At 63.9% G+C, this 20,862-nt stretch carries 18 protein-coding genes and 1 rRNA gene; 9 read left to right on the forward strand and 10 right to left on the reverse strand.

Going from position 1 to position 20,862, the window contains the following annotated elements:
* Nucleotides 1-147 precede the first annotated feature (147 nt).
* Nucleotides 148-1,437: an O-acetylhomoserine aminocarboxypropyltransferase/cysteine synthase family protein gene (locus tag G513_RS0117690; RefSeq protein ID WP_022978198.1), complete on the forward strand. Its 1,290-nt coding sequence runs from the start codon at nt 148-150 to the stop codon at nt 1,435-1,437.
* A gap of 7 nt (nt 1,438-1,444) precedes the next feature.
* Here G513_RS0117690 and G513_RS25160 read toward each other — a convergent pair whose 3' ends face one another.
* Nucleotides 1,445-3,103: an alanine/glycine:cation symporter family protein gene (locus G513_RS25160; protein WP_022978199.1), complete on the reverse strand. Its 1,659-nt coding sequence runs from the start codon at nt 3,101-3,103 to the stop codon at nt 1,445-1,447.
* Nucleotides 3,104-3,147: 44 nt separating this feature from the next.
* Nucleotides 3,148-4,566 carry an APC family permease gene (locus G513_RS0117700; protein WP_022978200.1) on the reverse strand — a complete coding sequence of 473 codons (1,419 nt, stop codon included), beginning with the start codon at nt 4,564-4,566 and terminating at the stop codon, nt 3,148-3,150.
* 642 nt (nt 4,567-5,208) lie between these two features.
* Here G513_RS0117700 and G513_RS23900 point away from each other — a divergent pair.
* Both G513_RS23900 and G513_RS0117710 read left to right on the forward strand, forming a co-directional pair.
* Entirely contained in the window at nt 5,209-6,753 is a 1,545-nt protein-coding gene (locus tag G513_RS23900; protein ID WP_169560691.1) for a DUF1800 domain-containing protein, read from the forward strand.
* Between the two features lie 13 nt (nt 6,754-6,766).
* Nucleotides 6,767-8,167 carry a DUF1501 domain-containing protein gene (locus G513_RS0117710; RefSeq protein WP_169560692.1) on the forward strand — a complete coding sequence of 467 codons (1,401 nt, stop codon included), beginning with the start codon at nt 6,767-6,769 and terminating at the stop codon, nt 8,165-8,167.
* A gap of 162 nt (nt 8,168-8,329) precedes the next feature.
* Here the strand turns inward: G513_RS0117710 and G513_RS0117715 are convergent, their stop codons facing one another.
* A complete protein-coding gene (locus G513_RS0117715; RefSeq protein ID WP_022978203.1) occupies nt 8,330-9,610 on the reverse strand; it encodes an acetyl-CoA C-acetyltransferase in 1,281 nt (426 codons plus the stop codon).
* Nucleotides 9,611-9,916: 306 nt separating this feature from the next.
* Here G513_RS0117715 and G513_RS0117720 point away from each other — a divergent pair, with 306 nt between their 5' ends.
* Nucleotides 9,917-10,207 (forward strand): co-chaperone GroES, encoded by a 291-nt coding sequence (locus G513_RS0117720; RefSeq protein WP_022978204.1) that lies wholly within the window; start codon nt 9,917-9,919, stop codon nt 10,205-10,207.
* A gap of 80 nt (nt 10,208-10,287) precedes the next feature.
* Nucleotides 10,288-11,928 carry a chaperonin GroEL gene (groL, locus tag G513_RS0117725; RefSeq protein ID WP_022978205.1) on the forward strand — a complete coding sequence of 547 codons (1,641 nt, stop codon included), beginning with the start codon at nt 10,288-10,290 and terminating at the stop codon, nt 11,926-11,928.
* 110 nt (nt 11,929-12,038) lie between these two features.
* On the opposite strand, the gene G513_RS0117730 is transcribed toward groL, so the two are convergent.
* Nucleotides 12,039-12,275 carry a TIGR02450 family Trp-rich protein gene (locus tag G513_RS0117730; RefSeq protein WP_022978206.1) on the reverse strand — a complete coding sequence of 79 codons (237 nt, stop codon included), beginning with the start codon at nt 12,273-12,275 and terminating at the stop codon, nt 12,039-12,041.
* Nucleotides 12,276-12,404: 129 nt separating this feature from the next.
* Between G513_RS0117730 and G513_RS0117735 the strand changes: the two genes are divergently transcribed.
* The gene (locus G513_RS0117735) at nt 12,405-13,673 is read left to right on the forward strand and encodes an Hsp70 family protein (RefSeq protein ID WP_022978207.1); all 1,269 of its coding nucleotides are present in this window, start codon (nt 12,405-12,407) and stop codon (nt 13,671-13,673) included.
* Between the two features lie 4 nt (nt 13,674-13,677).
* Here the strand turns inward: G513_RS0117735 and G513_RS0117740 are convergent, their stop codons facing one another.
* Nucleotides 13,678-14,496 carry a hypothetical protein gene (locus G513_RS0117740; protein WP_022978208.1) on the reverse strand — a complete coding sequence of 273 codons (819 nt, stop codon included), beginning with the start codon at nt 14,494-14,496 and terminating at the stop codon, nt 13,678-13,680.
* A 189-nt stretch (nt 14,497-14,685) separates the two neighbouring features.
* Between G513_RS0117740 and G513_RS0117745 the strand changes: the two genes are divergently transcribed.
* Nucleotides 14,686-15,735 (forward strand): 2-dehydropantoate 2-reductase, encoded by a 1,050-nt coding sequence (locus tag G513_RS0117745; RefSeq protein WP_022978209.1) that lies wholly within the window; start codon nt 14,686-14,688, stop codon nt 15,733-15,735.
* A 96-nt stretch (nt 15,736-15,831) separates the two neighbouring features.
* Here G513_RS0117745 and G513_RS25870 read toward each other — a convergent pair whose 3' ends face one another.
* From G513_RS25870 to G513_RS0117760, 3 genes are all read right to left on the reverse strand, one after another.
* Nucleotides 15,832-15,987 (reverse strand): hypothetical protein, encoded by a 156-nt coding sequence (locus G513_RS25870; RefSeq protein ID WP_022978210.1) that lies wholly within the window; start codon nt 15,985-15,987, stop codon nt 15,832-15,834.
* A gap of 170 nt (nt 15,988-16,157) precedes the next feature.
* Nucleotides 16,158-17,129: an alpha/beta hydrolase gene (locus G513_RS0117755; protein ID WP_366511667.1), complete on the reverse strand. Its 972-nt coding sequence runs from the start codon at nt 17,127-17,129 to the stop codon at nt 16,158-16,160.
* A 32-nt stretch (nt 17,130-17,161) separates the two neighbouring features.
* Nucleotides 17,162-17,509, reverse strand: coding sequence for an FKBP-type peptidyl-prolyl cis-trans isomerase (locus tag G513_RS0117760; RefSeq protein WP_022978212.1), 348 nt, complete (start codon nt 17,507-17,509; stop codon nt 17,162-17,164).
* A gap of 115 nt (nt 17,510-17,624) precedes the next feature.
* On the opposite strand from G513_RS0117760, the gene G513_RS0117765 reads away from it, so the two are divergent.
* On the forward strand, nt 17,625-18,482 hold the full coding sequence (locus G513_RS0117765; RefSeq protein WP_022978213.1) for a PA4780 family RIO1-like protein kinase: 858 nt from the start codon (nt 17,625-17,627) through the stop codon (nt 18,480-18,482).
* Between the two features lie 48 nt (nt 18,483-18,530).
* Here the strand turns inward: G513_RS0117765 and G513_RS0117770 are convergent, their stop codons facing one another.
* Together G513_RS0117770 and G513_RS0117775 are read right to left on the reverse strand one after the other, a co-directional pair.
* Nucleotides 18,531-19,226 (reverse strand): P-loop NTPase family protein, encoded by a 696-nt coding sequence (locus tag G513_RS0117770; protein WP_022978214.1) that lies wholly within the window; start codon nt 19,224-19,226, stop codon nt 18,531-18,533.
* Nucleotides 19,227-19,368: 142 nt separating this feature from the next.
* Entirely contained in the window at nt 19,369-20,091 is a 723-nt protein-coding gene (locus G513_RS0117775; RefSeq protein WP_366511666.1) for a nitroreductase, read from the reverse strand.
* 416 nt (nt 20,092-20,507) lie between these two features.
* Between G513_RS0117775 and G513_RS0117780 the strand changes: the two genes are divergently transcribed.
* A 16S ribosomal RNA gene (locus G513_RS0117780) occupies nt 20,508-20,862 on the forward strand; the annotation flags it as partial.

The following is a 20,862-nucleotide window of genomic DNA, read 5'->3' on the forward strand; positions in this document are numbered from 1 at the left end:
GAGAAGAGCCCGCACAGTGTAGTCGGGGCGGGGCCCGGAAGACGCCGGAACGGCTGTGGTTAGAAGTGAACGGGCTTTCCTTGGAACAGCTGTATCGGCGTAGCCTCGGCGCGAGTCATCCGCCCGCTTTGCCACCGAGAACGATTCATGTCCGATACCCCGCTGCGCTTCGAGACGCTGGCCGTCCATGCCGGCTACCAGCCTGATCCAACGACCCGCGCCGTCGCAGTGCCGATCTACCAGACCGTGGCGTTCGCGTTCGACGACACCCAGCACGGTGCCGACCTGTTCGATCTGAAGGTCACCGGCAACATCTATTCGCGGATCATGAATCCCACCAACGATGTGCTGGAACAGCGGCTGGCCGCACTCGAAGGCGGCATCGGTGCGCTGGCGCTGGCCAGCGGCCAGGCGGCGGTGACCTATGCGATCCAGACCATCGCGACGGCCGGCGACAACATCGTGTGGGCGAGCACGCTGTATGGCGGTACCTACAACCTGTTCGCCCACACGCTGCCGCAGTTCGGCATCGAGACCCGCTTCGCCGATCCACGCGATCCGGCCAGCTTCGCGCCGTTGATCGATGCCCGCACCAAAGCGGTGTTCATCGAATCGATCGGCAACCCGCTCGGCAACATCACCGATATTGCAGCACTCGCGAAGATTGCCCATGCGGCCGGCGTGCCGCTGATCGTCGACAACACCGTCGCCACGCCGTATCTGCTGCGGCCATTCGAGCACGGTGCGGACATCGTCGTGCACTCGCTGACCAAATACCTCGGCGGCCATGGCACCACGCTCGGTGGCGCGATCGTCGACTCCGGAAAATTTCCCTGGGCCGAACACAAGCAGCGCTTCCCGCGCCTGAACGAGCCGGACCCGAGCTATCACGGCGTGGTCTACACCGAGGCACTCGGGCCGGCGGCCTACATCGGCCGGGCGAGAGTGGTGCCGTTGCGCAACATGGGCGCCGCGCTGTCGCCGTTCAACGCATTCCAGATCCTGCAGGGCATCGAGACGCTGGCGCTGCGCATGGACCGGATCGTCGACAACGCGCTGAAGGTCGCCAGGTTCCTGAAGCAGCAGCCGCAGGTGAAATGGGTCGGCTATGCCGGCTTGGAAGATCATCCGCAGCATGCGCTCGCCCAGCAGTATTTCGGCGGCCGGACGTCGGGAATCATCACCTTTGGCCTCAGCGGTGGACGCGAAGCTGGCGCGCGTTTTCAGGATGCGCTGAAACTGTTCACGCGGCTGGTCAACATCGGCGATGCCAAGTCGCTGGCCACGCATCCGGCGTCGACGACGCACCGCCAGCTGTCACCGGCAGAGCTGGCGAAGGCCGGCGTCACCGAGGACACCGTGCGGCTGTCGATCGGCATCGAGCATATCGATGACCTGATCGCCGACCTCACGCAGGCAATCGCAGCCGCGAGCTAGCCGCGAATCAGCGGCGAATCTGGCCTGCCGCAAGGCGACGGAAGTAGCCGTGATACGCGGCCATCGCCTTGTGGCCGAGCACCAGCATCAGCGGCAGGTTGATCAGGTACATGAAGCCGAGGCCGACGGTGGAGATGGCGTCGAGTTGGCCGCTGGTCTTGATGAAGCCGAAGCAGGCCACGGCCGCGGCCACGCACCAGGTGATGCGGTAGGGCGTGATCGCGCGAGGACCGATGAGATAGATCACGCCCTGCTCGCCGTAGTAGCCGTAGCTGATGATGCAGGACAGGCCGAACACCCAGACCGCGATCGTGATCAGCCAGCGGCCGAGGCCGGGATGAACCTTGTCGAAGCCCTTGGCGACCAGGGTCGAGCCGCGATAGTCGGCGTAGACACCGGTATCGAGAATGGTCGGCGCCACCGCGCTGGCCAGCGGCATCCAGCTGACCGAACGGGCGTCGTCGCCGAGCACGCCGTACAAGCGCGTGCGAGTGCCGGCGGCATCGACCATCACGAACAGCGGCGCGCCGGCTTTCCAGTCTTCCTTGCTCGGGCCGGACTGATCGGGAATGGTCGCGAGGTCCGGCTGCCACTGCCCGGTAGCGGTCGCGACGATCGCTGGCGGCGTGGTCCACACCGCGGCTGGCGCGCGATTCCAAATGCCGGTCGCCAGCACGACGAGGCCGGTCACGGTGCAGACGAAGATGGTGTCGATGAACGGTTCAAGGCCGGCGACGACGCCTTCGGTGACCGGCTCCGGCGTCTTCACCGCGGCATGGGCGATCGGCGCCGTGCCGAGTCCGGCTTCGCTGGAGAACAGCGCCCGCTTCATGCCCCACATGAAGGCGCCGCCGAGCGAACCGCCGGCAAAGGCACCGACGCCTTCGGTCGGCGAGAAGGCGCTGCTGACGATCAGGCCGAACAGCGCCGGAAGACTTTCGGCCTCGTGCAGAATCACGTAGATGCCGACGATCACATAGACGCCGCACTTGAACGGCACCAGGGTCTTGGTGACGTTGCCGATGCGCTTGATGCCGCCGAGGATCACTGCACCCGCGACGCTGGCGAGGATCACGCCCGTGATCCAGGTGGGCACGCCGAAGTATTCGCGGGTGGTGTCGGCGACGCTCCAGGTCTGGAACATGTTGCCGCCGGTGAATGCGAAGAGCAGCAGGGCAAAGCAGAAGAACACGCCGACGACTCGGCCGAAGGGCTTGAGCTTCGGGTTCAGTTCGGCAAGTCCGTCACGCGCCACATACATTGCGCCGCCGTGCGGATTGCCGGGCTCCGAGGTATCGCGATAGAGCAGCGACAAGGTCACTTCGGTGGTCTTCAAGGCCATGCCGACCAAGCCGACCACCCACATCCAGAACACCGCACCCGGCCCGCCGAAATCGACCGCGATGGCCATGCCGGCAATCGCGCCGAGGCCGACGGTGCCGGACATCGCCGCAGTCAACGCCTGGAAGTGGGTCAGCGCGCCTTCTCCGTGCGAGGTGTCGATGCCACGGCCGGCAACCAGCGCCACGCCATGCGTCAGCGAACGGTACTGACAGAACTTGCTCCAGGCCGAAAACAGCACGCCGATCGCCAGCAGGGCGAGCAGCATCGGCGCTGACAGCAGCGTGTTGTTGACGGCATCGATGGCCGCCCAGAACTGATTCATCGTCGTTCCCCGGTGCTACGAAATGGGTGCTGCGGAACGACGGATCAGGCAGCGCGGGCAAGCACGGCGTGGCGACGCGAATAGCCGAAGTAGATCGCCTGGCCGATCACCAGCCAGATGGCGAAGGCCGTCCAGGTGGTGTGGCCGAGGCGGGTCATCAGATAGCCACAGGAGAGCACGCCCAGCACCGGCAACAGCGGACCGAACGGTGCGCGGAACGGCCGCTTGAGATCCGGCCGGGTACGGCGCAGCACCAGCACGCCGACGCAGGCGATGACGAATGCGCCGAGCGTGCCGATGTTCGCGGTATCCGCCAGTTCGCCAAGCGGCACGAAGCCGCCGAGCAGCAGCATCACGCCGCCGGCAGCGATGATCGAGCCGACCGGCGTCTGCGTGGTCGGATGCAGGCGCGCGAAGAACGGCGGCAGCAGGCCATCGCGGGAGATCGCGAACAGCACGCGGGTGAGGCCGTAGAACATCACCAGCATCACCGTGGTCAGACCGGCGATGGCGCCGATCGAGATCAGGCCGGCTGCCGTCTTCTGGCCGATCTGCAGCAGCGAATAGGCGACTGGCGAGCCGACGTTCAGAGTCGAGTACGGCACGATGCCAGTCAGCAGGCCGGAAACCACGATATACAAAATGGTGCAGGCGCCGAGCGAACCGAGGATGCCGATCGGCAGATCACGCGACGGCTTCTTGGTCTCCTCGGCGGCGGTCGAGACGGCATCGAAGCCGAGGTAGGCGAAAAAGATCTTCGAAGCGCCGTCGAACACGCCGCCCCAGCCGAAGTGCGAAGTGCCGTCGGCATCGATCACTTCTGCCGGAATGAACGGATGCCACAAGGTCGGATCGACGTGGAACACGGCGACGCCGATGAACAGGAAGATGGTCGCCAGCTTCACCGCGACGATCACCGCATTGAGTACCGCGCCGACCTTGGCGCCTTTCGCCAGCACGAAGCCGAGCGTGGCAATGATCAGCACTGCCGGCAGATTGACGAGACCCGGATGCTGGGTGTCGAGAAAACTGTGGGTCAGCGCGGCGGGCAAGCCGGAGCCGATCGCCTGCAGGCCGTTGTTCAGATACTCCGACCAACCCGCCGATACCGCCGGCACCGCCACCGCATATTCGAGCACCAGCATCCAGCCGATGATCCAGGCCGGCCATTCGCCGAGCCCTGCGTAGCCGTAGCCGTAGGCACTGCCGGCACCACCGATCGATGACGATAGTTCTGCATAGGACAGTGCTGCGAAGGTGCAGGCCGTGCCGGCGACGATGAACGACAACACCACGGCCGGTCCGGCGTTGACTGCCGCCGCCTTGCCGGTGAGCACGAAAATGCCGGTACCAATGATCGCGCCGATCCCGAGCATCACCAGATCGAACGCATTCAGGCTGCGCTTGAGGCCGGTTTGTTTCTCCAGATCGGTCTCGATCGGCTTGGTACGGAACAGGCTCATCAATCACTCCCCTAGTAGTTTCGCCGGGCGGCAGCACGACGCTGTTATATGCGGGAAGTATGCCGACGGGGGGCGGTTTCAGTAAGAAGCCGCCGGAAGTGGTCTGGAAATGGCGCCAATTGAAAGGGATGGCAGGCCGCCGGTTGTCCCTTCATCTCTACCGGAAGAAATTTTCCAGTAAAGATTTTCTGTCAATGGTCGAAAAACACTACATCCAAGATTGGGGGTAGTGTCATGCAGCTCAGGGTTGTCGCCATTTCATGGTGGGTTGTCGCCAGCCTGGTTGCCGGATGTGGCGGCGGCGGGGCAGGCGGAGGCACTCCGACCTCGACGCCATCCGGAGAAGTACCGACTCAGCCGGCAGGACCTCCGCCCGCCCCGGCGCCAGCACCAGCGCCCGCACCGGCTCCTGAACCAGTACCGGTTCCCGAGCCGGCTCCCGCACCGGCCCCGACCCCCGTGCCCGAGGACATGGATCCGACTCCGGAGCCCATGCCGGTTCCCGAACCGGAACCGGAGCCGACGCCTGAACCCGAACCAACGCCGATTCCTGCACCGGAGCCAGCGCCGGTTCCGGTTCCCGTCCCTGATCCGACGCCCGTTCCGACGCCGATCCCGGTGCCACTGCCGCCGATATCGGCCGTGTCGACAGCCGATGCCGTTCGCCTGCTCGAACAGGCCAGCTTCGGTCCCACGCTGACGTCGATCGCCGAGGTTCAGGCCGGCACGGTGGAAAGCTGGATCGACCGTCAGCTGTCCCTGCCGGCCACAGGCTATGCCGGCTATCCGGTCATGGAGGCGACTCAGAGCATCGGCTGCCCGACCACCGCCATCGCCACCTGCAGCCGCGACAACTACTCGCTGTTTCCGATCCAGACCCGCTTCTTCCGCAACGCACTGGCCGGGCCGGACCAGCTTCGGCAGCGAGTGGCGTTCGCGTTGTCGCAGATCTTCGTCACCTCGGGCAACGAAGTGGCGGTGACCTACGCGATGGCGGGCTATCAGCAGATGCTGCTCGACAACGCCTTCGGCACCTATCGGCAACTGCTGGAGAAGGTCACGGTGAGCCCGGTGATGGGGCGCTATCTGGACATGGCCAACAACGAGCGCCCGAACCCGGCGGCCGGCGTCGAACCGAACGAAAACTACGCCCGCGAAGTGCTGCAGCTGTTCTCGCTCGGCGTCTATGAACTCAATGCCGACGGCAGCCCCAAGCAGGACGGCCAAGGGCGGGCGATTGCCAGTTATGACCAGGACACGGTCGAAGGCTTCGCGCATGCCTTCACCGGCTGGACCTATCCGCCGAAAGCCGGCCGCCCGGTGCGCTGGAACAATCCGCGCCATTTCGATGGCCCGATGGCCGCCGTGGCCGAAGCACACGACAACGGCGCCAAGCGCTTGCTGAGTGGCGTCGTGCTGCCGGCGAACCAGGGCCAGGATCAGGACATCCGTCAGGCGCTGGACAACATCGCCAATCATCCGAATGTCGGGCCGTTCATCGGCAAGCAGCTGATCCAGCATCTGGTGACCAGCAATCCGAGCCCGGCCTACGTCGCCCGCATCAGCGCGGTGTTCGATCGCGACAGCAACAGCGTGCGCGGCAATCTCGGCTCGGTGGTTCGGGCGATCCTGCTCGATCCGGAAGCGCGCGGTGATCTGAAGACCGCGCCGGACTACGGCAAGCTGCGCGAGCCGGGCCTGTTCCTCGCCAACCTGATGCGTGGCATCGGCGGCAGCAGTGACGGCGTCTACCTGCGCGCCCGCAGCACGGTGATGGGACAGCCGATCTATCAGGCGCCATCGGTATTCAACTTCTATCCGCCCAACTATCCGCTGCAGGGCACGCTGCTGGTCGGGCCGAGTTTCGGCCTCAACACCGCCGGCTCGGCGCTCGAAAGAATCAACCTGCTGGCGCGCTTGTTGACAGGCCCGGTGACGGCCGATTCGACCGTGCCCGGCGCCATCGGCACCCAGCTCGATCTCGGCGTCTGGCAGGTCCTGGCTGGCGATCCGGCCGCGCTGCTTGATCGCATCGATCTGCTGTTCTTCCACAACACGATGTCGTTCGCGTCGCGGATCACGATCCAGACCACGCTGAGCACGATTCCCGTCTCCGACACGGCATCGCGAGCCCGCACCGCCCTCTATCTCGCGCTGTCATCGGCGCAATACCAGGTTGCTCAATGACATGCCCAGAGACATGACTTCTTCCATGCACATGCACTCACCCACCAATCATTCGCGCCGCGATTTTCTCAGCGGTCTCGGTTGCCTCGGCGGCGGCCTGCTGCTCAACACGCTGCCGAGCTTCTCCGCGCAGGCGCAGGGTTTTGGCGACTACAAGGCGCTGGTCTGCGTGTTCCTGCTCGGCGGCAACGACGGCAACAACATGATCGTGCCGAACGACACCGCCGGCTACGGCAAGTACGCCGCGATCCGCGGTGATTACACGCGTACCAGCGGCGCAGTCGGTTTGCCGCGTTCCGAGCTGCTGGCGCTGCAGCCAGCCAGCGGCAATGCCGCGTTCGGCGCCCATCCGGCGCTCACGCATTTGCAGCAGGTCTGGAACGCGGGCGATCTGGCCGTGCTGTTCAATGTCGGCACCCTGGCGCGGCCGCTGACCAAGGCCGGCTACGGCAACTGCACGCTGACGCCGGACAATCTGTTCTCGCATGCCGATCAGCAAGCCCAGTGGCAGTCCGCGGTCAGCCAGGGGATCTCGCGCACCGGTTGGGGCGGCCGGCTGGCGGATGCGGTGCGTTCGGCCAACGGTGCGGCACCGGTGCCACCTCTGGTCGCCTGGGGCCGCAATGATCTGTTTGCGATCGGCAATTCGACGATGTCGCTGTCGGTGCCGTCGTCGGGTACCTTCGGCCTCACCAACTTCGGCGGCGGCAGTTACCGCAGCAGCATCTCGGGCTCGTTGAACCAGATGCTGCAGCTTGATCGCGGCAATGCGCTGGTCGCTTCGGCGCAGGACACCGTTCAGTCCGCAATCACCAGCAGCGGCGCGTTGAGTCCGATCCTGAGTGGCACCTCGTCATCAATCAACGGCTTTTTCAGCGGCCAGTCGTCGGGCATTGCCCAGCAACTGCTGCAGACCGCGCGCATGATCGAAGCCCGCGGCGCGCTCGGCGTTTCGCGGCAGATCTTCTACGTGGCGCTCGGTGGCTTCGATACCCACAACAGCCAGATCGAGACACAGGCCGAGCTGTTCGGCCAACTGAGTCCGGCGCTGAAAGCCTTTCAGGATTCGATGGCCCAACTCGGCATGGCCGATCAGGTGACTACCTTCACGGTGTCAGATTTCGGCCGCACATTGAAGCCAGCTTCCGGCGGCGGCACCGATCACGCCTGGGGCAATCATCATCTGGTGATGGGCGGCGCCGTGCGCGGGCAGCGCTTCTACGGGCAGTTTCCCGAACACGCGCTTGGCGGTCCGGACGACGTCACCAGCGAAGGACGCTGGCTGCCGACCACTTCGGTCGACCAGTACGGCGCCACCTTGTCACGCTGGTTCGGCGTGTCCGATGCCGATCTGGCAACGGTCTTCCCGAATCTGCAGCAGTTCCCGAACAAGGACCTGGGGTTTCTCGGCTAGCGCCTGGCCTCGTCATGCCGTCCCTGGCGAGGCAGCGTCCTGACGCTTCGAGCCTCTGCCCGGCCGTGTCCGACTAACTCGGCGTGACATTGAGTCACGCCTCGCTAGAGCCAGACACTGGCCGGGCGTGATTTGCTCAGCGAGCAATGCTCGCCGATCAAATCACCCTTCAATGATCGCTGTAACGCCCATGCCGCCGGCCGTGCAGATCGAGATCAGGCCGCGGCCGCCGCCGTTCTCGCTGATGATTTTCGCGAGGGTGGCGACGATGCGGGCACCGGTTGCCGCGAACGGATGGCCGACGCCCAGCGACGAGCCGCGGATGTTCATCCGCGAGCGATCGATCTCGCCCAGTGGCTTGTCCAGGCCCAGACGTTCCTTGCAGAACTTCGGGTCATTCCAGGCCTTCAGCGTGCATAGCACCTGGGCGGCGAAGGCTTCGTGGATTTCATAGAAATCGAAGTCCTGCAGCTTCAATCCCATGCGCGCCAGCATCCGCGGCACGGCGAACGCCGGGGCGATCAGCAGGCCGTCCTTGCGGCCGGCGGCGAAGTCGACGGCGGCGGTTTCGTAGGCGGTGAGATAGGCGAGTGGCTTGTGGCCGTGCGCCCGGGCCCAGTCTTCCGAAGCCAGCAGCACGGTAGCGGCGCCATCGGTCAGCGGCGTCGAATTGCCGGCGGTCAGCGTGCCGTTGAGCTTGTCGAAGGCGGGCTTCAGGGTTGCCAGCTTGGCCAGCGTGGTGTCGCCGCGCAGATTGTTGTCGCGGGACAGTCCCGCGTACGGCACCACCAGATCGCCGAAGAAGCCGGAGTCATAGGCGAGGGCGGCTTTCTGATGTGATTCCAGCGCCAGCTGGTCCTGCTCCTCGCGCGGAATGCCCCACTGCTTGGCCATCATTTCGCAGTGCGCGCCCATGCTCAGGCGGGTGCGGGGCTCGTTGTTGCCGGGAATCAGCGGCACCAGATCCGACGGCCGGAACTTGGCGAAGGCCTTGAGGCGCGCGCCGGTGGTCTTGGCGCGATTGGCTTCGAGCAGGATCTTGCGCAGGCCTTCGCCAACGCCGATCGGCGCATCCGATGCAGTGTCGACACCAGCGCCGATTCCCGATTCGATCTGCCCGAGCGCGATCTTCGAGCCGACCGTCATCACCGTTTCCAGACTGGTGCCGCAGGCCTGCTGCAGGTCATAGGCCGGGGTTTCCGCCGACAGACCCGAGGACAGCACGCATTCGCGGGTCATATTGAAATCCCGCGAGTGCTTGAGCACCGCGCCGGCCGCGACTTCGCCCAGACGCTCGCCGTGCAACTGGAACTTGTCGACCGTGGCTTTCAGCGCCGCGGTCAGCATGTCGCTGTTGCTGCGGGTGGCATAGGCGCCGTTGGAGCGGGCGAACGGAATGCGCGCGCCGCCGAGGATGGCGACTTTGCGGCCGTAGGGTTTCATCGTGTCTCTCCGACTACCAATGTTTGGGGAAGGGTCGCGGCTATTGCGATGCAGCATTGTACCGCCGCCAGCGGATTTGTTTACAACTGTTTACTAGAATGCCCTGATTTGTCATCTCGGAAGGGCAAGATCGTCGCCAGCCGAGCAAAAAAACTCGTTTACCCCTTGAATCCCCGAGGCCGGCCCCTAAGAATTAGCAGCCTCCGGGAGAGAGTGCTAACAACGAATGATTCCGACGTGCCTTCGGCGCGAACGATCAACCGCCCTCCCGGAATCATCAGCAACCCATATTAAGGAGTTGAGAACATGAGTCTGCGTCCCTTGCATGATCGCGTCATCGTCAAGCGTCTCGAAGAAGAGAAGAAGTCCCTCGGCGGCATCATCATCCCGGACTCCGCGGCCGAAAAGCCGTTGAAGGCGGAAGTGGTTGCCGTCGGCCCGGGCAAGCGCAGCGATGACGGCAAGATCCACGCCGTCGACGTCAAGATCGGCGACACCATCCTGATCGGCAAGTACTCGGGTACCGAAGTGAAGGTCGACGGCAAGGATCTGGTGATCCTTCGCGAAGACGACATCCTTGCCGTGTTCGGCAAGTGACCTTGAGCTTCTGAAGGTCACCCCGGCGCAAGCCGGGGTCCAGTCTTAACCCCCCTATTCCGCAACAAGAGGAAATCAACATGGCAGCCAAAGAAGTCAAATTCGCCGATGACGCCCGCAGCCGCATGGCCAATGGCGTGAACATCCTCGCCAACGCCGTCAAGGTCACGCTGGGTCCGAAGGGCCGCAACGTGATTCTCGACAAGTCGTTCGGCGCGCCGACCGTCACCAAGGACGGCGTCTCGGTCGCGAAGGAAATCGAGCTGAAGGACAAGTTCGAGAACATGGGCGCCCAGCTCGTGAAGGAAGTTGCTTCGAAGACCTCCGATGCAGCAGGCGACGGCACCACCACCGCCACCGTGCTCGCCCAGGCGATTCTCGCCGAAGGTCTGAAGGCCGTTGCCGCCGGCACTGACCCGATGGACATCAAGCGCGGCATCGACAAGGCCGTTGAAGCCGTCACTGCCGAAATCAAGAAGATGTCGGTGCCGTGCAAGGACCGCAAGGCGATTGCCCAGGTCGGCACCGTCTCCGCCAACTCCGATGAAGCGATCGGCGAAATCATCGCCACCGCGATGGACAAGGTCGGCAAGGAAGGCGTCATCACTGTTGAAGACGGCTCGGGTCTCGAGAACGAGCTGGACGTCGTCGAAGGCATGCAGTTCGACCGCGGCTACCTCAGCCCGTACTTCATCAACAACCAGCAGAGCCAGCAGGTCGAGCTGGAAAATCCGCTGATCCTGATCAACGAGAAGAAGATCGCGAACATTCGCGAACTGCTCCCGGTGCTCGAAGGCGTCGCCAAGTCGGGCCGCCCGCTGCTGATCATCTCGGAAGACGTCGAAGGCGAAGCGCTGGCCACCCTCGTGGTCAACAACCTGCGCGGCATCCTCAAGGTCGCCGCCGTCAAGGCGCCGGGCTTCGGTGATCGTCGCAAGGAAATGCTCAAGGACATCGCGATCCTGACCGGCGGCACGGTCATCGCGGAAGAAGTCGGCCTGAGCCTCGAGAAGGCGACGGTCGCCGATCTCGGCACCGCCAAGAAGGTCCAGATCTCGAAAGAGAACACGACCATCATCGACGGCGCCGGCAAGAGCACCGACATCGAAGCGCGCGTCAACGAGATCCGCAAGCAGATCGAAGATGCCACCTCCGACTACGACAAGGAAAAGCTCCACGAGCGCGTTGCCAAGCTCGCTGGCGGCGTTGCCGTGATCAAGGTCGGCGCTGCCACCGAGATCGAGATGAAGGAAAAGAAGGCTCGCGTCGAAGACGCGCTGCACGCGACCCGTGCGGCCGTTGAAGAAGGCATCGTCGCCGGCGGCGGCGTGGCCCTCGTGCGCGCTGCCAAGGCGCTGGAAAAGCTGAAGGGCGCGAACGACGACCAGACGGTCGGCATCCGCATCCTGCATCGCGCGATCCAGGAGCCGCTGCGTCAGATCGTCAAGAACGCCGGCGGCGAGCCGTCGGTAGTGCTGAACAAGGTTGCCGGTGGCAAGGATTCGTACGGCTACAACGCCGCCAACGATACCTACGGCGACATGATCGAAGCCGGCATCATCGATCCGGCCAAGGTCACCCGTCTGGCGCTGCAGAACGCCGCCTCGGTTGCAGCGCTGCTGCTGACCACCGAAGCGATGATTGCTGAACTGCCGGCGAAGAGCGACGGCCCGCAGATGCCGGCTGGCGGCGGCGGCATGGGCGGCATGGGCGACTTCTAAGCGATCGCTTCAACATCGCTTGAAGCTGTCCGAAGTTGCTTGAATGGGCCGGGGCATCGCGAGATGCCCCGGCTTTTTTGTGTCCGCCGTTCAGTCCGGTCTGGAGCGATTCAAAGCCAGCCGCGACGCCACACGGCTGGATCATTGAGCGCACGCCAGTGCAGGGTCTGCACGCGGCCGGAATGCACGGCCTGAATTTCGATCTCGGTGATCGTCGTCGACGGCGGTTCCGGCTCGATCACCTTGATGACGATGAAGTGCTTTTCCTTGTTGACCGGCTGCACCGCGGTCCACTTGCTCAGCTGCAGTTTCTTCGGGCTGAGCGGTGTCTGGTCGGGCTGGGTCATCGTTGGACGAGTGTAAGCGGCCTGTGTTCGCTCAGCCGTCATCGCAGTCGACCTCAGGGCGGGTAAACTGCGCGGCCGTTTTCCGCGCCGGGCCGCGAGGCTCGCTGCGCGGCATCACCGTAGCCCGACATGACTTCCTACGCTGCCATCGACTTCGGCACCTCGAACTCCGCCGTCTGCATCGGCACTGCTGAAAACCGGTCCGAAGGTGCGCATCTGGTGCCGCTTGAAGGCGAGCGGGAAACCCTGCCGACCGCGGTGTTCTTCAACGCCGATGAACATCACGTTGCCTACGGCCGCGAGGCGATCGGCGAATACCAGGCCGGTTACGGCGGCCGCTTGATGCGTTCGCTGAAAAGCCTGCTCGGCAGCGAGCTGATCAACGAGACGACGATCATCGAAGGCCAGCCGGTGGCCTATCGCGACATCATCAGCCGCTTCCTCAATCACCTGAAGCGCTGCGCCGAAGCGGCCGCCGGTGGCGAGCTGAGCCATGTCGTGCTCGGCCGGCCGGTGCACTTCGTCGATGACAATCCGGAGCGCGATCAGCTCGCCGAAACCACCTTGCGCGAGTTGGCCGAAGCAGTCGGCTTTCGCGATGTCCGCTTCCAGTACGAACCGATCGCCGCTGCGCTCGACTACGAGCGCACGCTTGATCGCGACCGTCTGGTGCTGGTCGCCGATATCGGCGGCGGCACTTCGGATTTCTCGGTAGTTCGTCTGGGACCGGAGCGTGCGCAACGCCTCGATCGCAGCGAGGATGTGCTTGCCAACGGCGGCATCCACATCGCCGGCACCGATTTCGATCAGTACCTGAGCCTGCGCTCGGCGATGACTTGCCTCGGCCTTGGCGCGCGAGGAAGAGGCGGCAAGCAGGTGCCGTCGCAGATCTATTTCGAGCTGTCGACCTGGCACCAGATCAACTTTCTGTACACGCGCAAGGCGCTGGCCAGTGCCGCGACCCTGGACATCTTCTACGACCAGGCCGTGCACCATCAGCGCTTGATGAAGGTGCTGCGCGAGCGCGAGGGGCATCGCATCGCCGGCCTCGTCGAAGACGCCAAGGTGCAGGTCGCCGAGGGTGGCAGTACGCGCCTTGACCTCGACTTCATCGAAGCGGGGCTTGGCATCGACGTCGACGGCGAACTGCTGGCGCGCGCGATCGAAGGGGCGATCGACAAGATCGTGCAGACCGCCGTCGCAACGGTCGCCGAAGCCGGCCTAGATCCGGAAGCCATCGACGCGATCTATTTCACCGGCGGCTCCACCGGCATTCGCGCCTTGCGCGCGGCACTGTCCGCTGCGTTTGCGAAAGCCGCTGCGGTCAACGGCGATCCGTTCGCCAGCGTGGCGCGCGGACTGGGTGTTTACGCCGCGCGTTTGTTCAGCGCTGGCTGAATACTTACTGCAGGCGCCGCACTAGCCTGTCGCCCATGTCCCAAGTGCCAGCGGCGGTGTAAGTCCACGAGGCGCTCATCTCGTAACCGAGCTGCCGCGAACTGAGGGTCAGCCGGCTGATGCCCGGGACCAGGGCGATCCCGCTGTCGGTGACTTTGCTGGTGGCCGCCGTGCTGCCCGTGGCGCGCGGCAATTGCACTTGCCAGGCACCGATCTCGGCATCGATGCCGATCCAGTCGAGATTGCCGTCGGCAGGACCACGGGCGATGAAGTTGCCACGTGGAATCGCCAGGCGGCGGATCCAGTCCATCAGCTCGGTGCGGCCTTCGCCGTTGGCAACGAGCGTGCTGCCGGCACCGGTGGAGACGGCGCTTGCCGCAGCAGCGGCAGTGGCAGGCAACGGGGCCGCAGCGGCTGCCAGCGGAACTGCAGTATCGAACTTCACCGCGGTACCGCGTGCCACGTAGCTTTCCCAGCAACGGCTGGCCCAGCGGTTCTTTTCGTCCTTGGCGTGGCTTTCTTCGATGATGCCGTTGGCGCCCTTTTCCAGTGCCGCAAACTGCAGACGCTTGATCGCATCTTCGGGACTGGCCGAATCGGCGAACTCCCAGAACTGGCAGGAATGCGCTTCCACCGAGCCGATCACCACCGCCGAGGCCGGCGGTACAGTGCCGCCGGCCGGGAACACCGTGATGCGAGCTGCTGCATCGAGTTCGGCCTGAGGCTTGTGATCGAGCCCGCGCTGCGGCACCAGCGGCGCGCAGGCAGTGACGAGGCTGGTGCCGATCAGGGCTGCAATCAGGCGAGTGCTGCAATAAGACATACCTTCCTCCGGCGAGCGCGCTGCTGTCAGCCGAGGTGATTCAGGGCCGCTGCATCGGGGATGCACGTGGTATGCCAAATGCCGGTTTAGCGGCGGCGGCAGCCGTCGATTGCGCTTGCTGAAGTCCCCTATGATCGGACCGCGATCGGCGGCGACAGACCGTCTGCGAATCGAGCGAGAGGAGGACGCGTGACAGGTGCTGCGATCGGTCGGACCGAGCCGGAAATCTACGTTTACGGCGCCGGCAGCGTCGGCTGTTATCTCGGTGGTCGCCTGCTGGCCACTGGCGCGCGCCTGCACTTCGTCGGCCGCGCGCGCATCCGCGACGAGCTTGCGCAGCACGGTTTGCTGAGTACCGATCTGCATGGTGCCGAGCACCGGGTGGCGCCCGGAATCGCCCGCTTCAGTGTCGATCCCGATGCAGTCCACACGGCTGACGTCGTGCTGGTCACGGTGAAGTCGGCGGCGACTGTGCAGGCCGCGCAGGAACTGGCGACACGACTGAAGCCCGGCGCGCTGGTGATCAGCTTCCAGAACGGCATCGGCAACGCGGAAGTCCTTCGAGCGCATTTGCCTGCAGTGACCGTGCTCGCCGGCATGGTGCCGTTCAATGTGCTGGCGCGCGGGCAGGGCCGTTTCCATCACGGCTCCGATGGCGCACTGGCGGTGCAGGCGCACGCCGCGCTGGCGCCGCTGCTGCCAGCGTTCGAGCGCTGCGGCTTGCCCCTGGTGCAGCATGCCGACATGCGCGCGGTGCAGTGGTCGAAATTGCTGCTGAACCTGAACAATGCGATCAATGCGCTGAGCGGTTTGCCGTTGAAGGCGGAACTGTCGCAACGCGGATTCAGGTTGTGCCTGGCCGCGGCGCAGCGCGAAACCCTGGCGGTGCTGAAGGCGGCGGATATTCCGCTGACCCGGCTGACCAAGGTCAACCCTCAGTGGCTGCCGATGCTGCTGTCGGTGCCGGATTTCCTGTTCAGCAGATTGGCGAAGCAGATGGTGGCGATCGATCCTCTGGCGCGCTCATCCACCTGGGAAGATCTCGAAGCCGGACGGACCACCGAAGTCGACTGGATCAATGGCGAAGTGGTGAAGCTCGCGGCAGCGCTGGGGCAGCGAGCGCCAATCAATGCGGCGCTGGTGGCGCTGATAAAGACGGCCGAGCGGGGTGGTCGGCGAGACTGGAAGGCGGACGAGTTATATCGGGCGATCAGCCGGAAGGCCGTAGCTTCTTCCTGACGGCGCAAGGCCGACCCGGATACGACGAAGCCCGACACTGGGCTTCAGTGCCGGGCTTCGTGATGAGGAGACGTTCTGTCAGATGCTGGTGTGGACTTAACGCGACGAACCCTGACGGGACGGCGCATTGGCGGCAGGCTGCTGGCCGGAAATCGACGGTGCATTGAGGCGAGGGTGCTGGCCGTTCTGCTGCTCGCGCTGGCGTTCGGCGGCGGCGCGCAGGGCGCGGGATGCGGCGATCGAAATCATCATGGCTTCACTCCTTGGCGGCCCGGCGCGGGATGGCCGGTGTGAGCGAAAGACTGCGCCTGTCCACCACCGCTGAAAGCCCGATCACGACGAACGCGCAGCTACAGCGAACCAGCGGCGCCTGCCGGAAATGGCCGGTAGCGCTCGCCGGATCGATGGTTCTGCCGAGCCGATTACTGCGCTGGCTGCAGGTACTCGACGAACCAGTCGCGCGCACCGGGGCCGGCAGTGGCGAAGTTGTCGATGTAGGCCGCGAAGTGGCCGCCGGGCATGGTGATCAACTTCTTCGGCTGACGCGCTTCCTCGTAAGCGGCCAGGGCCAGATCGGCAATGGTCAGATGATCTTCGCGCTGCACCAGCATCAGCAGCGGCGTCGGGCTGATCAGGGCGATATAGGCGCCGGGGTCGTACTCCATGAACATCTCGACCGAGCGCAGCGTCACCTCGTTGATCCAGGTGTCGGTAGCGCGGCCGGCGACGTTGACCATGAACTCGTAGCTGTCGGTCGTCGGCAATGCGCAGGGACTGCCGTCGTTCGAAACCACCGGCAGGCGCACCGGCGGCTTGCCGAAGAAGCGATCGCGACGATCGGCATCGAACATCGCCCGCATGCCGGACATCAGATGCGCCGGGATCACCCGCTGCGCATTGCGCGGGCCATCGACCAGCGGTACCTGCGACACCACGCACTTCACGCGCCGATCGATCGCGCCGACCACCAGCACGTGACCACCGCTGTAGCTGGAGCCGAACACGCCGATCCGTGAGGCATCGGTTTCCGGCAGGCTTTCGGCGAAGGTGATCGCGTCGCGATAGCCGTTGATCTGCGCCCAGGGATCGATCTCCTGGCGCGGCTCGCCATCGCTGGCGCCGAGGTTGCGATGGTCATAGACCAGCGAGGCGATGCCGGATTGGGCGAACAGCTCGGCGTACTTGTCGAGGAAGATTTCCTTGGTCGCCGAAAAGCCGTGCGCCATGACCACGGTTGGCACCGGGCCGCTGACGCCGTCCGGAATGAAATGCCAGCCGCGCAAGGTGACGCCGTCGGTGGTCTTGAATTCGATGTTCTTGCGCACGCTGCTTCTCCTCGCCGTTTTGTTGTGTGCCGAGCGTTGGGGGTTGCTCCCGGTAATGCCATACCCGATCGGGTGGCGTTACCGGGGGCGAGGCTGGTCGATCAGACGCCGAGCAGTTCCACTTCGAACAGCAAGGTGGCATTCGGCGGAATCACGCCGCCGGCACCGCTGGCGCCGTAGCCGAGATCGGACGGAATCACCAGACGACGAGTGCCGCCCACCTTCATGCCCTGCACGCCTTCGTCCCAGCCACGGATCACGCGGCTGCCGCCAAGCGGAAACGCGAATGGCTGGCCGCGATCCTTGCTCGAATCGAATTTCTTGCCGGCAACGCCGTCCTTGTACAGCCAGCCGGTGTAATGAACGCTGACCTTGTGGCCAGCCATGGCTTCGGCGCCGGTGCCTTCGATGGTGTCTTCGTACTGCAGGCCGGATGGCGTGGTGATCATCGTGTTGGGTCCTGGGGAATGACCTTGCGGTCGGGCGGCGAAGAATAACGGTCTGCGCGGTGCTTCGGACCCGGTCGATAGCCGAATGGGGTCGGCGGATCGTTCACAATAAGCGATGAAAATCCCTCGCGGCCTCGAACCGCTGATCGAAGACGGCATCATCGATGCGGTGATCCGCCCTCTGAAGAGCGGCAAGGAAGCCTCGGTTTATGTCGTCGCCTGCGGCGCGATCATCCGCTGCGCCAAGGTTTACAAGGAGGCCGAGAAGCGCGGCTTTCACAAGCTCGCCGAGTATCAGGAAGGCCGTCGCGCTCGTGGCAGCCGCGACCAGCGGGCGATGGGCAAGCGCTCCAAGCACGGCCGCAAGCAGCAGGAAGAAGCCTGGAAGAACGCTGAAGTCGATGCGCTGTATCGGCTCGAAGCGGCGGGCGTACGGGTGCCGAAACCGCATGGCTATTTCGATGGCGTGCTGGTGATGGAACTGGTCGACGATGGCAACGGCGCGCCGGCGCCTCGCCTGAACGATGTGACGCCAACGCCGGAAGAAGCGCGCGCCTGGCATGCCTTCCTGATGAACCAGATCGTGCGCATGCTTTGCGCCGGCCTGATCCACGGCGATCTTTCCGAGTTCAATGTGCTGCTCGGGCCGGATGGCCCGGTGATCATCGATCTGCCGCAGGCGATCGATGCTTCAGGCAACAACAACGCCTTCCGGATGCTGGCACGCGATGTCGAGAACATCACCGCCTACTGCGGCCGCCAAGCACCGGAACTGCGCAAGACTTGGTTCGCCCACGAAATCTGGGCGCTGTTCGAAGCTGCCGAACTACGGCCGGACAGCGTGCTCACCGGTGAATTCACCTTCCCCGAAGGTGCGGCAGACGTCGACGGCGTACTTGAGCAGATCGAGGAAGCGCGCTGGGAAGCCGAAGCCCGCCAGCGCGGCCGCGAGCAGGCTGAAGAAGAGGACTGATCGAGGTCGGTTGGCGGAAGACGTTGAATCGCCTTCCGCCGCTATTGCCTACAGGTCGAGCTTTTCGAGCTGCTTGTAGGCCTTGTTCAGCCAGATCTTGACCCGCTGGCGTTCGAGCATGCCGAGGCCGGTCAGTTCCTTGTCGGCATTGTTTGTAGCGGCCCAGAAGCTGGTGCTGCGGGCGTCGATGCGCGTCATCGCCGTTTCGTGCAGACGCGGCATGGTGATGATGTCGGCCGCCAGGCCGTGTGCGCGCTCGCGTTCGCCGGATTGATCGAAGATGCCGAAGTCATCGCCGCGCAGCTGGTTCAACACCAGCACGTAATCGAGATGATCATCGAAACGGTCGATCAGCTTGCGCAGCAGATCGACCGAGTCCTTGCCCGAGTCCATCACATGCCAGTAGCGGACACGGATACCCATTTCGGTGGCCAGTTCGAGCGCGCCGGAGTCATCCATCCAGGTCACCAGCGGCAGATGAGTCTGTGCTGCGAGATCGACGACGATCTGGCTGTCCGGATGATCGGCGGCCGCTTCCATCACCTTGTCCAGGCTTTCGAAATCGTCGACGACGATCGGTGATGCGAAGCCGGCGTAAAAGCGCAGCAAGGCGCCATGCGAACGGTCGGAGTCGAAGCCGATGAAGGGTTTGCCGTTGTCGATCAGATACTGCGCCAGCACACGCGCAACCAGCGATTTGCCGACCCCGCCTTTCTCGCCGCCGATGAAATGAATGGTTGCCATGCCTGTAACTCCGTAGGGGGACGCCGTGTTCGGCTGTCGGTCGTAAAAGGTGCAGCGGCTGCAAGCACGGCCTATGCCGTCTGCCGCGAGCGGCCGCTATTGTCGCTCGCTGCGAGAGTCGGCAGCAGGCGGCCGACGGTGCTCAATCGAAATGGAAGCGCGCGAACTCGTCGACGCTTGCCCGATCGGAGCGAAGCTTGTTGACCGGGGCTTCCGGGTCGGCATAGCCGAGCGCCATGCCGCAATAGACCATGTCCTGATCGGCGATTCGGAAATGCTGCTTCAAGGTCATCCGCATCGTGCCCCAGATTTCCTGGAAGCAGGACGCCACGCCGCGCTCGGTTGCCGCCAGTGCCACCGACTGCATGAACATGCCGAGGTGCGCCCACTGACCATGGCCCATGCGTTCGTCAATAACGAAGAACAACGCGGCTGGCGCGTCGAAGAACTCGAAGTTGCGCGCGAGCTGACGCAGTCGAGCCGGCTTGTTGTCCCGGCCGATGCCGAGCAAGGCGTACATGTCTTCGCCGATCTTGTAGCGGCGGCTGCGATACGGATCCCAAAGATTGGCCGGGTACATCGGCCGGTCGCCATCTTCAGCCGGCAACATGCCGGGATAGTTCATCGCCAATCCTTTGACCGCCTGCTGGGCCGCACCGGCAACCGCGATCACTTTCCAGGGCTGCATGTTGCCGCCCGAGGGCGACCAGCGGGCAACGTCGAGAATGTCTCGGATAGTGGCTTCGGACACGGGCCGGGGAAGGAAGGCGCGTGTCGAGATTCTGGTTTGCAGCGCTTCGGTGACAGTCATGGAAGGGTGTTCTTCAATCTGGCGGAATGCTCGTCGTGAAGTATCGGCATCCATATGGAAGTTGTCTTGTTGATGATCAATTTCGGTGATCGGCGGATATTTTCAGGAAAAGTTCGATTTCTTCGTTGACACAACTCCGAACGGCCCTATAATTCGCCCCCTCGCAGCGGCTACCGCTGAGGGGGTTTGGGAAGGGGGAGTTAGCTTCACGGGCTGGGTGAGACGGGGAGTTGACAGGGGATGAAAGTCCTCTATAATTCGCCTCCCTGCTGACGGGCCTGACGCTAAGAGCGGAAGCCTAGAAGCCTGATCTTTAACAGAATAACAAGTGATTTTTGTGGGTGCTTCCGGGCGCTTGGCATGAAGCCAATGCATTACGGAGCATCGATGAAAGCAGTAAAGAGCCCATCGATCGCTCTATGACCTTGAAGTTGCTTCGGCACTTTGGGGCAGTCCAGTTAGCTTTAAATTAATTGGAGAGTTTGATCCTGGCTCAGATTGAACGCTGGCGGTATGCCTAACACATGCAAGTCGAACGAGGTAGCAATACCTAGTGGCGGACGGGGGAGGAATACGTAGGGATCTGCCTTTAAGTGGGGGATAACCCGGGGAAACCCGGATTAATACCGCATGATCTCGCAAGAGCAAAGTGGGGGATCGCAAGACCTCACGCTTTTAGAGGAACCTACGTCGGATTAGCTTGTTGGTGAGGTAATGGCTCACCAAGGCGACGATCCGTAACTGGTCTGAGAGGATGATCAGTCACACCGGAACTGAGACACGGTCCGGACTCCTACGGGAGGCAGCAGTGGGGAATATTGGACA

It is taken from the genome of Nevskia ramosa DSM 11499 (assembly GCF_000420645.1).
GTDB lineage: Bacteria > Pseudomonadota > Gammaproteobacteria > Nevskiales > Nevskiaceae > Nevskia > Nevskia ramosa.